Source organism: Campylobacter concisus (assembly GCF_001298465.1).
Classification (GTDB): domain Bacteria; phylum Campylobacterota; class Campylobacteria; order Campylobacterales; family Campylobacteraceae; genus Campylobacter_A; species Campylobacter_A concisus.
In genome coordinates this window covers 1666090-1679456 of record NZ_CP012541.1, presented here as the reverse complement: position 1 = coordinate 1679456, position 13367 = coordinate 1666090, and the positions used below count along the sequence as shown (strand labels likewise).

Here is a 13367-nt window from a genome sequence, read left to right as displayed (position 1 = left end):
TAAGGAATAATAGATGAATAAATTTCGCATTAGTGCGGTGCTTTGTTTTGCTATTTCTGCTTTAAATGCTACTGATGTAAGCTTAGATGGTATCAGCGTTGAAGATAGCACAGACGATGGATATAGAGCCACAACGAGCGAAGTAGGCAAAACAAATACGCCTATTTTAGAGATCCCGCAGACGGTAAACGTCGTGACGCAACAACAGCTAAAAGATAAAAAACCGGAGACTCTAGCCGAGAGCCTTCAAAACGTGAGCGGAGTTAGCTACGGAAACACCACGGGCGGCATCTTTGACTCGATCATAAAAAGAGGATTCGGCGGCGGACGCGACGGCTCGATCATGCGTAACGGCGTGCCCGCTAGCGTCATGCATAGCTTTAACAAAACCGTAGAAAGCGTCGAGGTGCTAAAAGGCCCGGCTAGCTTGCTCTACGGCGCGCAAGAGCCCGGCGGCATAATAAATATGGTCACTAAAAAGCCAAAATACGACTTCTCAAACGAAATTTGGGCTGGTATCGGCAACCGCAACTACTGGAGCGCAGGCTTTGACACCACGGGACCGATCGCGGATAGCGGCTTTGCGTATAGATTTATATTTGATATGATGCAAAAAGACTACTGGAGGGAGTTTGGCGAATATAAAAACGTCCTCTTTGCGCCTTCGCTCTCGTATAAAGGCGATGATTACCGCATAAATTTAGCCTATACGCACACGCGCTCGACCGATCCGATCGACCGCGGTATGTATCTGGTGCCAAGCACGGGCAAGCTACTTCCGATAGATAAGAAAAGACGTCTTGACGAGCCGTTTAATAAACTAAAAACCAGACTCGACACCGTGGACGTAAATTTTGAAAAAAATATCGGCGAGGACTGGCTACTGCGCGGCGCTTACGCGTTTTCCCGCTCCAAGCACGACTACGGTCACATCAGGCTAATGAACGTAAATTTAAACACGGGCGTTGCAGCTAGACGAAACGAATACTACGACGGATTTATCCACCGCACACATGCTGGATCACTAAATTTAAACGGCTACGTTAAAACCGGTGAGATAGAGCATAATTTACTCTTTGGCATTGATGCAAAGGAATACTATCGTTATAGGCCAGGTGGTCTAAAAGATACAGGTAATCACTTAAACATCAACATATATAATCCTATCTATGGAATAGTAGGACTACCAACTGCCAGAGAGTCAAGCATCCAGTACCAAAAGCTAAAAACTATCGGATTTTACGCACAAGATAGCATAAATTTAACTGAAAATTTGATCTACTCTTTAGGAACTAGGTATGAATACTACGACCAAGTAGCTCGCGGCACAACTAGTGGGCCAAATAGCACAGATCAGCAAGATGATAAATTTACGTGGCAAACTGGACTTTTATATCTACTAACGCCCGAGTGGTCGGTCTATACCAACTACGCACAAAGTTTCAACCCACAAATGGCGATCAGCGGCGACGACATCGGCGACATAAAGCCCGAAGAAGGCAAAAGCATAGAGCTTGGAACTAAATTTCAAAATGACAGCATAACGGCTAGCGCGGCGGTCTTTAACATCGATAAGAAAAACATTATGCGCACCGTAAATAGCGTAAGTACGCCCGTGGGCGAGGCGCGCTCTAGAGGCTTTGAGTTTGACTTTAACGGCCGCGTGACGCAAGGGCTAAGCGTAGGCGCTAGCTACGCATACACTAAAACCGAGGTGCGCAAGGATAGCGGCGCGTTTGCCGTGCTAGTGGGCAAACCGCTAGAGGCCACGCCTAAGCACCAAGCGAGCCTCTTTGCCAACTACGACTTTAGCCGCCTAGGCGCAAAAGGCCTAAGGATCGGCGGCGGAGCGAGGTACTTTGGCTCATGGTACACCTACTACATGAGGACGAATTTACCGGCCGTGCCTGCGGGAACGGGCTTTAAGATGGACGACGCGATCGTTTACGACGCATTTATCAGCTACGATACCAAGATCGCGGGCTACGAGACGAATTTCTCGTTTAACGTCAAAAACTTGACCGATAAGCTCTACTATACATCCTCGTCGACCGGCACGCAGGCTAATATCATACCGATACAGCCGGGGTATGCGAGGCAGTTTATGCTGACTGCGAGCGTTAAATTCTAAATTTACTAGGCCTTTTGGCTTAGTAAATTTTCTTTAAATTTAGCAATTTTCGTTAAAATCGCCTCAAAATTTAAAGGAAATTTATGAAACAAACTATCACCGAGAAAATATTTTCAGATCACGTTGGCAAAGAGGTAGGCGCAGGAGAGATCATCGAAAGTAAGATCGATATGATCATAGGCAACGACATCACGACACCTATTTCGATCAAGCAGTTCGAGCGAAGTGGCGCTAAAAAGCTAGCTAACCCAGACGGCTTTGCCATCGTGATGGACCACTACATCCCGACAAAGGACATCCTAAGTGCAAATCAAGCCAAAATTTCACGCGAATTTGCCTACAAACACGACCTTAAAAACTATTTTGATGAAAAAGATATGGGCATTGAGCACGCGCTTTTACCTGAAAAAGGCCTAGTCATCCCAGGTGATGTCATCATCGGCGCAGATAGTCACACCTGTACACACGGCGCTCTTGGAGCGTTTAGCACCGGCATGGGCAGCACCGACCTAGCTTATGCGATGATCACTGGCAAAAACTGGTTTAAAGTGCCTGAGAGCATTAAAGTCATATTTAAAGGTAAGCTTGATAAGCATGTTTATGGCAAGGATCTTATCCTTGAGATCATCCGTCAAATAGGCGTTGATGGCGCACTTTATAAGGCGCTTGAGTTTAGTGGCGAGGTAATAGAGGGCCTTAGTATGGATGATAGATTTTCAATGTGCAACATGGCGATCGAGGCTGGCGCAAAGAGTGGTATCATCGCGGTTGATGAGATCACAAAAGAGTTTTTAAAAGATAAAAATTTACGCGATAAACCAAAATTTTTCTACTCAGACGAGGGTGCAAAATATGACAAAATTTTAGAGATCGATGTGACTAATCTTGATCCAGTCATAGCATATCCATTTTTGCCAAGCAACGGCAAGAGCGTAAGACAGGCGGTTCATGACGATTTAGCCATTGATCAAGCATTTATCGGTTCATGTACGAATGGCCGTCTAAGCGACCTACGTATCGCAGCACAAATTTTAAAAGGCAAAAAAGTAGCCCGTAAAACAAGGCTCATCATCACTCCAGCGACGCAAAAGATCGCAAGAGCTGCCGAAAAAGAGGGCTTAATCGACATTTTCATCGAAGCAGGAGCGGTCGTGAGCAATCCAACTTGTGGCGCTTGTCTTGGCGGATATATGGGAATTTTAGGTGCAAATGAGCGCTGTATCTCGACGACGAATAGAAATTTCGTAGGACGTATGGGCGATAGAACGAGTGAAATTTATCTAGCCAACTCAGCAGTTGTAGCAGCCTCAGCCATAGCAGGTAAAATCGCCGACCCAAGGGACTTATAAAAAATAATATGGATAGTTTGATATCTGACTTATTGAAAATTATACTCGGTGCAGTCCTAACAATGTGTGCGCAATGGGTGTACGCTAATCTAAACACGAAAAAAGAGAAAAATAAACTCAGGCGACAAAAGCTAGAGGAAGCGTTTATTATAGTTGGGGATATTTTAGGGGGAATACATTGCAAAGTAGCTTTATTAATAAATCCAAATTTAAATATAGAAAATCCAAAATTTGAAATTGTTAAATTACACTCGCTTATCAGTTTTTACGCACCAGAACTGGAAGAGGACTATAAGGATTTTATGTCTACATATCAAGAATTCGATCCGCTTATCCTAAACAAATTTAGAACTTTAGATAGTGGTGACAAAAGAATAGAGGCAACAACTGAGGAGCTAGTACAAATGATCTTTTCACTAAGTTCAAAAGGCAATATAATTAAAGAAAAGTTAGCCAAAATAGCGCAAACACTACAATAGATTAGTTTGTTGTAGCGACGCAAATAACTTTTTTATTGCAGTGTTTGCCATAACAACTAAATCAGCGCATTAAAACGCTGTTATTGTAGCCAAAAGACCAAAGATTATGCCTGGGAAGTTTGCAGCAGAAAGTGGATAGTCTTTTTTAGCTTTTAATAGTCCGTAGCTTGTCCAGATTGTGCAGTTTAGTGCGGCTGCTAGTGGCTGTATAAAAGGCGTTTTGTTGCCGTCAAGGTTGCCCATTATTTGTGGGATGTATGAAAAGTACATAACAACTGATAGGCATGTGCCGATCCAGCCTAAAATTTGTAGATTTTTTTTCGCTCATTGCTTCTCCTTAAATAAAAGCGCCATTATATCTTTTTTAATCATAGCAAGCAAATGGATAAAATAGCCATGATTTTTACTGCGATTAAGATGGTTTTAGTAAAATTGAGTATTTTAAAAGGATAAAAATGCCAGATCCAGATATAGTATATGACAAAGCAAAATGGCATTGGGGTGCGAAAGATGCGCCGACTGATATACCGCATGAAAACGGTGCGACACACATTTCATTTTTCTTTCGCTGGTGCATGGAACACAAATTTTATTCAAAGGAATTTGCGGCAGATTTTGCGGACGATATAGCACAGATGGACGAAAATTTTAACTATCGTCAGTATCTTTTTGACGCTATGGACGGAGTACTTGGAAGTGCGGAGCTAAATACTGTTGGTAAAGCCTTTGCAAAAGCTTACTATACGACTGATCGGACAAAATTTGCCAAAATGTATGGTTGGTATTTGCAGGATTATACGGATTTTGTTTCGAAAAAATTTGGTGAAAAATACTTTGATAACGCCTATTTTTATATAGAAAACTCAAAAGAAAACTATGCCTTGATCAAAGCTATCATTGATCGTCGCTACGAGGAATTTTTAACAATGAAAAGGGTAAAGCAGGCTTAAAATTTTACAAGTAGCATAAACAAAAATAAGTTTTTATCACATATTTTTGGTAGATCAAAGCCGCTTTTAGCTAAATTTAGCCTCATAACTTTCTTAAGGGAAAAGATGCAAACTTGCGTGATTTTAGCAGGTGGCAAAAGCTCGCGTATGGGGCAAGATAAGACACTTTTGCCATTTGGTGGTTTTAAGACGCTTACTCATTATGAGGTTGCGAAATTTAGCAAAGTTTTTGGCGAAGTTTATGTAAGCTCAAAATTTGAAAAATTTAGCCCGCCACTAAAGCTTATAAAAGATGAAAATAGCAATAACTATTCGCCAATGCTCGCACTTTACTCCATTCTTAAAAATTTTGATCATAGCATTTTTGTGATACCAGCTGATATGCCATTTTTTGATCTTAAAAGTTTGGAGGAGCTTGTTAGATTTAAAGATGAATTTGATATGGTTGTGGCTAGTGATAATGAGCACATTCACTCGCTTTGTGGTTTTTTTAGCCCAAGGCTTGCCACTTTGGCTCATGAGTTTTATTTAAAAAATGAGCATAAAATCGGACTTTTGAGAAAAAGCTGTAAATGCAAAGTCATAAATTTTAAAGATAGTGAGCAGTTTTTTAATGTTAATTTCCCTGACGAATACGAAATGGCAAAGAAAATCCAAGAAAAGAAGATAGATGATGAGTAAAATTTTATTGTTTTTAAGCCTTGGCCTTAGTTTTTTGATGGCAAGTGGGCTAGATGATTTTAAAAGAGCACAAGAGCTGGAGCAAAGTGGCGACATAAAGGCTGCGATGCAAATTTATAAAGAGCTAGCCAAAAGCTCTTTAAACGAGCAAAAAGCGGTGCAAAATGTGCAAGCAAGCGAACCAGCGCCAAGAGAGGCGAAGCTAAAGCAAGCTGATCTTTTAAGAGAAGATAAAAGTGGTAAAAATTTACAAAATGCACTTGGTATCGAGCTTTATAAATTTAACTACCTTTTGCCAGTAACTTATGCTAAAAATGTGCCAAACGATGAGCGAAAAAGCGTTGAAACTAAGTTTCAAATAAGCCTTGCAAAGCCGTTATTTTATGATCTATTTGGGCTTAGAGAGAGCCTTGTGGCAGCCTACACGCAGACATCTTGGTGGCAAATAACAAGAACTTCAGCGCCATTTCGTGAGACAAACTATCAGCCAGAAATTTTTCTAAATTTTGCTTCGCCAAAATATTTGGAGCAAATAGGTGTAAAAAGCCTAAAATTTGGACTTTTGCATGAGTCAAACGGACGAGATGGTAGCAATTCAAGAAGCTGGAATAGAGCTTATGTGCAAAGTGATTTTGTTTTTGGCAAGCTTAGCATTTCGCCAAGAGCTTGGATGGTAGTAGGCAATAAGGGCGATAATAAAGATATATTAAAATACATTGGGCATGGCGATGTAAGGCTTAGCTACAACCTCAATGATCACATTTTTAGCCTAATGCTAAGAAATAACTTACATTTTGATAAAACAAATAAGGGTGCTGCTGAAATTTCATATATGTTTCCTATCTTCTCAACCGGAGTTTATGGCTATTTGCAGTATTTTACGGGATATGGCGAGAGTTTGATTGATTATAATAGGCATACTGATAAATTTGGTCTTGGTTTTGTTATTTTAAAATAAGCTAAAAATTTTGAACTTATAAAATGGCTAAATTTAGGCGAATAGTCATAAATTTACTCAAATATGTCAAAAAAATTTAATTAATCAAAAAACTTAAAAATATTAGAAAAAATACAAGCAAATTTTGCTAAAATCTTAAGCAAAATCTCAGAACAAAGGAGTTTTTATGAGCGGAATCTCACTAATTGTCTGTTTTATTGTAGCCATCATACTTATGATCGTTATGATCTCTAAGCTAAAAATGCATCCATTTTTAGCACTTATGAGCATATCTTTGATGCTAGCAATCGTCGCAGGTATCGATCTATCCAAGATCCCAGCGATGATAGGTGTCGGCTTTAGTGGCACATTTAAGAGCATCGGTATCGTTATTATCTTTGGGACGATCATCGGCACCGTGCTTGAAAAAACGGGAGCTGCTTTAAAGCTAGCTGACATGGTTGTAAAGCTAGTCGGACAAAAGCGTCCAGAGCTTGCCATGCTTATAATGGGCTGGGTTGTCGGCATTCCGGTATTTTGCGATAGTGGATTTGTCGTTTTAAACTCTATTCGCGAGGCGCTTTATAAGAAAATTTCAGCAAGCCCAGTCGCGATGTCAGTCGCACTTAGTGGTGGTCTATACGCATCTCACGTCTTCATCCCGCCAACACCAGGCCCAATAGCAGCAGCTGGCACACTTGGTCTTGGCGGAAATTTACTCCTTGTTATCATCATGGGAACAGTCGTTTCTATCCCAGTTTTACTAGCTGTCTATTTCTTTTCAAAGAGTATTGGCAAAAGCGTGACTATCAGCGATAAAGAGGCTGACGCTACTATCACAGCTAGCTACGAGGAGCTTTTAAAGAAATTTGGCACGCTACCTAGCGGATTTTTGAGCCTTGCTCCTATCATTATGCCTATCATCTTTATGGCAATTGGTTCGATCGTTGATGTACTAGCAAAACAGGGCATGCTTGATAAGGCTTCTTTTTTACCAAAAGTACTTTTATTTTTAGGCAACCCTATCATCGCTCTTGCTATTGGCGTGATCTTTTGCGTATTTTTGCTGGCCGAGTCTAAAAAGATAAAAGAATTTGACCATATCACGAATGAATCTTTAAAGATCGCTGGTCCTATCCTATTTATCACCGCAGCTGGTGGTGTTTTGGGCAACGTCATCACTGAAGCTGGATTTGTAAATTTCATAAAAGAAAATGCCTCTACTATAAAAGCGATAGGAATTTTCTTCCCATTCATCATCTCAGCCGTGTTAAAAACCGCTCAAGGAAGCTCAACTGTGGCTATCATCACAACAGCATCTATCATGGGTGCATTTAGTGCTGATAACTCACTTATGCAAACACTTGGCTTTACGAGTGAAATTTCAGCTGCTCTTTGTGTCATGGCGATAGCATCTGGTGCGATGTGTGTATCTCACGCAAACGACAGCTACTTCTGGGTTGTGACAAATTTCAGCAAAATGACTGCTGATCAAGGATATCGCACACAAACAGCGATGACATTTATAATGGGTGTCGTTGGTATGATTAGCGTTTACATCTTATCGTTGGTGCTTTTATGAGAATTTTGGTTGCGATTGATTCATTAAAAGGCTCGCTTAGCTCTCTTGAAGCGGGCCTTGCTGTAAAAGAAGGACTAGAAGAGATTGGCTGCGAGGTCGTTGTCAAGCCTATCGCAGATGGTGGCGAGGGTAGTGTAGAGGCGATGGCTGATGCACTTGGTGCGAAATTTATAGATACGATAGTAAAAAATCCACTTGGAATTGAAATTTTAGCTAGATATGCATTAAAAGATGACCTTGCTATACTTGAAATGTCAAGTGCTTCTGGCCTTACACTCATAAATCCAGATGAGAGAAATCCACTAAAAACTAGTACATTTGGCTTTGGTCAGATGATAAAAGATGCCATTGCTAAAGGTGCCAGAAAATTTATCATTGGCATCGGCGGAAGTGCGACAAATGACGCTGGTACAGGCATGCTTAGTGCACTTGGCTTTAAATTTTATGATAAAGATGGTGCTTTACTTGAAGGAAAAGGCGAGAATTTAGCCAAAATTTGTGAGTTTACAGATGAAGAGGCGCTAAAAGAGCTAAAGGATTGCGAGTTTTTAATAGCCTGCGATGTAGACAATCCTCTTTATGGCATGAATGGAGCAGCTCACGTTTATGCCCCTCAAAAGGGTGCAAATGGCCGTATGGTAAAAGAGCTTGATGATGGGCTAAAACACTTTGCAACTCTTGTAAAAGAAAAGACTAATAGCAAATTTCACACACAAAAAGGTGCTGGTGCCGCTGGCGGGCTTGGCTTTGCATTCGTGGCATTTTTAGGAGCAAAACTTCGCCCAGGCATCGAGATCATCACGCAGACTATTGCGCTTGAGGATGAGATCAAAAAGGCTGATCTAGTCATCACTGGTGAAGGTCGTATGGACTTTCAAAGCTCAATGGGCAAGACTCCAACTGGGGTTGCAAAACTAGCAAAAAAGTATCATAAGCCAGTGATCGCATTTGCTGGAAGCGTGCAAAAATGTGCCAAAGATTGCCACAAAAATGGAATCGATGCCTATTTTTGTATATTAAATGAGCCAGTGAGTCTTGAAGAAGCGATGAGAAAAGATGTCACGATTAGAAATTTAAAGATGACAGCAGAGCAAGTCATTCGCCTTTACATGCTAAACTACAAAGCATAAATTTAAGAAGATAGAAGTTTATTTTCTATCTTTTTCCCACTTCTTTCTAAATTTTACTATCCAAATTCTATCTTTTAAGTGCTACAAAAATTCTCAAAATTTAATACATTTTGCAAAAATATAAAATAAACTTTAGAAAAAATATTTACTATGTTAAAATAAGAAAAAATTCTAAAAAGAAAGGAGAATTTTTATGCAACAGACCTTAAATTCTCGTCGCAGCTTCATTGCAGCTGCAGGATTACTCTTTGCTACGACCGCGTTAAAGGCAGCACCAAAGGACTTTAGTGGTAGTGGCGTTCGCTACGGCATGGCGATAGATCTAACAAGATGTGTTGGCTGTCAGTCATGTACTATGAGCTGTATGATGGAAAATGACGTTCAGCCAGGCGCTTTTAGAACCATTGTCTCCGAGTATGAAGCAAAGGATAAAAGCGGCAAAATGGCAGTCATAGCCTCACTTCCAAGACTTTGCAACCACTGCAACAATCCAGCCTGTATCGATGTTTGTCCAACTGGTGCTAGCCATCAAAGAAGTAATGGCATAGTAAAGATTGATACAAAAGAGTGTATAGGCTGTGCGCTTTGCGTGGAGGCCTGTCCATATCACGCAAGGTATCTTAGCCTGCATACCTATAAAGCTGATAAATGTACATTTTGCGACCACAGACTAAGAGCAGGACTCTTGCCAGCGTGTGTAGAAAGCTGCGTGGGCGGTAGTCGTATCATAGGCGATCTTAACGATCCTAACTCAAATATCAGAAAATTTCTAGCCACACATGAGACTATGGTCATCGATAGTCCTAAAAATACAAATCCACAGGTGTTTTACCATGGAGTCAGCGAAATTTTGGCTAAAAATGATAAGAAACTCGAGCTTGAAAACGGATACCAAAAGGTTATCAGCTGGAGCGAGGAGATAGCGCAGTAAAAGGAAATAAGTAATGCAAAGAAGAGAATTTTTAAAAAGATCAGCCGTGCTCTCAACAGTAACTGCGAGCGCTGTGCTAGCAGATGGCGAAAAGGACGACTATAAACCACAGTCAAACTCGCTCGAGCCAGAATTTAACGTAAAAGACGGCAAAATTTCACTCAACAAGGGACATAGCGTTGTCTTCTCAATGTGCCATGGCTGTACGACGAAGTGCGGCATAAGGCTTCACGTAGATGAGAAAAACGACAAAGTTGTAAGATGTAGCGGCAACCCATACCACCCACTTGCAAATTTGCACTGGGCAAATTTTGACACCTCGATAAACGACGCACTCCTTGCCACAACGGCAAGTGGTGAAGATGAAAAGCGAGCCACAGTTTGTGCTAGAGGAGCGATCTTGCCTGAGATGATAGACTCGCCAGCAAGGATACTAACGCCGCTAAAAAGAGTTGGCAAAAGGGGCGAGGGTAAGTGGAAGAGCATAAGCTTTGAGCAACTAGTAGAAGAGGTAGTAGAGGGCGGAGATCTCTTTGGTGAGGGGCATGTTGATGGCCTTAGAGCGATATATAGTGACGAGCTAATCGACAGCGAAAACCCGGAATATGGCACCAAACGCAATCAATTTTTAAGCTTTTACCTATACGACGGACGCTCTGACATCGTTGATCGCTTTGTCAAAAAGTCATTTGGCACTATAAACCACTACTCACACGGCGGAATTTGCGGCGGTGGCTTTAGGGTCGGTGGCAAGATCGCACATAACGCAAAGGGCTTTGCACACACTAAGCCAGACTATGAAAATTCTAAATTTATCATCTACTGGGGTACTTCGCCATCAAACGCCAGTAACCCTTTCCAAAAGCAAGCAAAAATGCTCTCTTACACAAGAGGCACTAGAGATGACTTTAGCTACGCGGTAGTCGATCCAAGCGTTACAAACACAGTAAAATACGCATCATCAGACAAAGGCCGCTGGATAGCGATAAAGCCTGGCACCGACTCAGCTCTAGCCATGGCGATGATACGCTGGATCATAGAAAATGAAAAATATGCCACAAACTACCTTATTCAGCCAAATTTAGACCAAGCAAAACTTGCAGGCGAGATACATTGGTGTAACGCCACTCACCTAGTCATCACCGAAAAAGGTCACAAAGACTACGGCAAATTTGCACTTATAAATAACGAGTGGCAGGTCTGCTCGCAAGATGGCAAGATACAAAGCTACAAGGTAAATGAGCCAGCTAAGCTCTACTACAAAGGTAAAATTTTAATAGACGGCAAAAAAGTTGAGGTAAAAAGCTCAATGCAGCTTTTAAAAGAGTCAGCCTACAAGCATAGCCTAGAGGAGTACTCAAAAATTTGCGGCGTAAGCGTAGATGATATTTTGTGGCTTTGTGAAAATTTCACCAAAAATGGCAGACAAGTGAGTACAAACGTGCATGGCGGTATGATGCACACGCAAGCTGGTATGACTACTTATGCGATCCTTTGTCTAAATACGCTAATGGGCACTTACGGCTACAAAGGTGGCAACGTCAATGCAAGTGCTGGCACACACGAGTTTTTAAAGGGCAGATATAACCTTGAGAGCTTTGAGGGTGCTTATAAGCCAAATGGACTAAATTTATCAAGATCTGGCAAATACTACGAAACTAGCTCGGAGTTTAAGCGCAAAGTGGCAGCTGGCGGTAGCGGCTATCCATCAACTCAGCCATGGTATCCTATCTCTATGCCACTTGTAAACGAAACGCTTACGAGCCACAAGGCTGGCTATCCATACAAAGTAAAAGTTTTCATAAACTACATGACAAACGTACTTTACGGCCAAGCAGGACTTGAAAGAGCGGTCTTAGACGTGCTAAAAGATAGTAAAAATTTACCACTTTTTGTGGGCATAGACGCCTTTATGAACGAGACAAACGCCTATGCTGACTACATCGTACCAGATGGGGTAAATTTAGAAAACTGGGCACTTCCAAACTCTCTTTGGGGAACGATTGCTAAAACTTCAGTTGTGCGCTATCCAGCCGTTAGCTCAAAGCAGGCAAAGGATAAAAACGGCGGCGTGATCGACGTTGAGGCATTTTATATAGCCGTGGCAAAGAGGCTTGGACTAAAAGGCTTTGGCAAAAATGCCTTCAAAGACAAAGACGGAAATTTCATGGACCTTGACGTAAAAGAGCAGTATTACGCGGCTGCACTAGCAAATTTAGCCTTTGACGGCGAGGGTGTGAAAGATATAAGTGACGAGGACAAAAAGCTTAGTAAGATATCAAGAGTGATGACAAAACTCGATCCTTATCTAAAAGACGAAGAGAAGCCAAAAGTAGCGCACATACTAGCAAAAGGCGGCAGATACGATAGCTACGAGAGCGCATATAATGGCGATAAAGCAACCGTAAAAGTGCCAGCGCCTACGCCAGCTTCGATCTACTATGAGCCACTTGGTGGGCATAGACACTCAATAACAGGCGAATTTATGCCAGGAGTGCCAAGTCTGATGCTACCAGTTGCAAGTGACGGCACGCCGCTTGAGAAATTTTTCCCACGCTCTGAGTGGAAATACACAGTAAGCTCAAGAAAGTCAAATATCCAACACTTCTACACCTTTGTTAGCCCAAGGCTAAGATCTGTTCATCCTAAGAATTTCATAAGGATATCGACAGATGTGGCTAGCGAGCAAGGCATACGCTCAGGTGATAAGGTGAAGGTGACTACGCCTTATGGTGCGCAAGTTGGTGAGGCATTTGTTACTGACGGCGTTGCTAGCGGGGTTATTAGTATAGAGCATGGGTTTGGACATGATGAGTTTGGTATAAGAACGCACATTGTCGATGGAAAGCCAGCTTTTGGGATCGCAAATTTAGAAAAAGGAGTCAATCACAACAAGCTTGGACTTCTTGATCCAAAAAGAAATGGCGAATTTAGCCTAAATGACTGGTTGGTTGGCACTTGCGCTAGACAAGCACTTCCTGCAAAGATAAGAAAGATCGGCTAGTTTGATATAAATTTGGCGAGTAGAGTAAAATTTGCTTGCCAAATTTCACTTTTTGTAAGAGCTTTTGACTGGTGGATTGTAAATTTAGATACAGAGCAAGCTTTTAGGCTGCTTGCAAGCTAAATTTTCCTCATATATTTATAGGGTTTCATAGTTAAATAATATTTTAAATTTTGCATGAGTTAAATTTAGT

The 13367-nt window shown here is 41.5% G+C and carries 11 protein-coding genes; 10 read left to right on the top strand and 1 reads right to left on the bottom strand.

Annotation, left to right across the window (positions count from 1 at the left end; genetic code table 11):
• Positions 1-13: 13 nt before the first annotated feature.
• From CCON33237_RS08480 to CCON33237_RS08470, 3 genes are all read left to right on the top strand, one after another.
• Entirely contained in the window at positions 14-2131 is a 2118-nt protein-coding gene (locus CCON33237_RS08480) for a TonB-dependent siderophore receptor (protein WP_054197237.1), read from the top strand.
• Positions 2132-2214: 83 nt separating this feature from the next.
• Positions 2215-3480, top strand: coding sequence for a 3-isopropylmalate dehydratase large subunit (gene leuC, locus CCON33237_RS08475; protein WP_054197236.1), 1266 nt, complete (start codon positions 2215-2217; stop codon positions 3478-3480).
• An 8-nt stretch (positions 3481-3488) separates the two neighbouring features.
• Entirely contained in the window at positions 3489-3959 is a 471-nt protein-coding gene (locus tag CCON33237_RS08470; RefSeq protein ID WP_054197235.1) for a hypothetical protein, read from the top strand.
• 69 nt (positions 3960-4028) lie between these two features.
• Here the strand turns inward: CCON33237_RS08470 and CCON33237_RS08465 are convergent, their stop codons facing one another.
• Positions 4029-4265, bottom strand: a complete 237-nt coding sequence (locus CCON33237_RS08465; protein ID WP_149719581.1) for a SemiSWEET family transporter — start codon at positions 4263-4265, stop codon at positions 4029-4031.
• Between the two features lie 149 nt (positions 4266-4414).
• Between CCON33237_RS08465 and CCON33237_RS08460 the strand changes: the two genes are divergently transcribed.
• The 7 genes from CCON33237_RS08460 (at position 4415) to CCON33237_RS08430 (ending at position 13174) form a co-directional block, all read left to right on the top strand.
• Entirely contained in the window at positions 4415-4909 is a 495-nt protein-coding gene (locus CCON33237_RS08460) for a DUF7832 domain-containing protein (RefSeq protein ID WP_054197233.1), read from the top strand.
• Between the two features lie 105 nt (positions 4910-5014).
• Positions 5015-5590: a molybdenum cofactor guanylyltransferase gene (locus tag CCON33237_RS08455; protein WP_054197232.1), complete on the top strand. Its 576-nt coding sequence runs from the start codon at positions 5015-5017 to the stop codon at positions 5588-5590.
• Positions 5580-6548, top strand: a complete 969-nt coding sequence (locus CCON33237_RS08450) for a phospholipase A (RefSeq protein WP_234402277.1) — start codon at positions 5580-5582, stop codon at positions 6546-6548. Before CCON33237_RS08455 ends, CCON33237_RS08450 begins: the two co-directional genes overlap by 11 nt.
• A gap of 166 nt (positions 6549-6714) precedes the next feature.
• Entirely contained in the window at positions 6715-8109 is a 1395-nt protein-coding gene (locus CCON33237_RS08445) for a GntP family permease (RefSeq protein WP_054197231.1), read from the top strand.
• Entirely contained in the window at positions 8106-9239 is a 1134-nt protein-coding gene (locus tag CCON33237_RS08440; RefSeq protein ID WP_054197230.1) for a glycerate kinase family protein, read from the top strand. The genes CCON33237_RS08445 and CCON33237_RS08440 overlap by 4 nt, the downstream gene beginning before the upstream one ends.
• Before the next feature lie 193 nt (positions 9240-9432).
• Entirely contained in the window at positions 9433-10170 is a 738-nt protein-coding gene (locus tag CCON33237_RS08435) for a 4Fe-4S dicluster domain-containing protein (protein ID WP_054197229.1), read from the top strand.
• 13 nt (positions 10171-10183) lie between these two features.
• Positions 10184-13174 carry a molybdopterin-dependent oxidoreductase gene (locus tag CCON33237_RS08430; protein WP_054197228.1) on the top strand — a complete coding sequence of 997 codons (2991 nt, stop codon included), beginning with the start codon at positions 10184-10186 and terminating at the stop codon, positions 13172-13174.
• The last annotated feature ends 193 nt before the right edge of the window (positions 13175-13367 follow it).

Bases quoted from the DNA above. Each gene is read 5' to 3' on its own strand.
- CCON33237_RS08480 (WP_054197237.1), top strand. From the start codon at position 14: ATGAATAAATTTCGCATTAGTGCGGTGCTTTGTTTTGCTATTTCTGCT.
- leuC (WP_054197236.1), top strand. From the start codon at position 2,215: ATGAAACAAACTATCACCGAGAAAATATTTTCAGATCACGTTGGCAAA.
- CCON33237_RS08470 (WP_054197235.1), top strand. From the start codon at position 3,489: ATGGATAGTTTGATATCTGACTTATTGAAAATTATACTCGGTGCAGTC.
- CCON33237_RS08460 (WP_054197233.1), top strand. From the start codon at position 4,415: ATGCCAGATCCAGATATAGTATATGACAAAGCAAAATGGCATTGGGGT.
- CCON33237_RS08455 (WP_054197232.1), top strand. From the start codon at position 5,015: ATGCAAACTTGCGTGATTTTAGCAGGTGGCAAAAGCTCGCGTATGGGG.
- CCON33237_RS08450 (WP_234402277.1), top strand. From the start codon at position 5,580: ATGATGAGTAAAATTTTATTGTTTTTAAGCCTTGGCCTTAGTTTTTTG.
- CCON33237_RS08445 (WP_054197231.1), top strand. From the start codon at position 6,715: ATGAGCGGAATCTCACTAATTGTCTGTTTTATTGTAGCCATCATACTT.
- CCON33237_RS08440 (WP_054197230.1), top strand. From the start codon at position 8,106: ATGAGAATTTTGGTTGCGATTGATTCATTAAAAGGCTCGCTTAGCTCT.
- CCON33237_RS08435 (WP_054197229.1), top strand. From the start codon at position 9,433: ATGCAACAGACCTTAAATTCTCGTCGCAGCTTCATTGCAGCTGCAGGA.
- CCON33237_RS08430 (WP_054197228.1), top strand. From the start codon at position 10,184: ATGCAAAGAAGAGAATTTTTAAAAAGATCAGCCGTGCTCTCAACAGTA.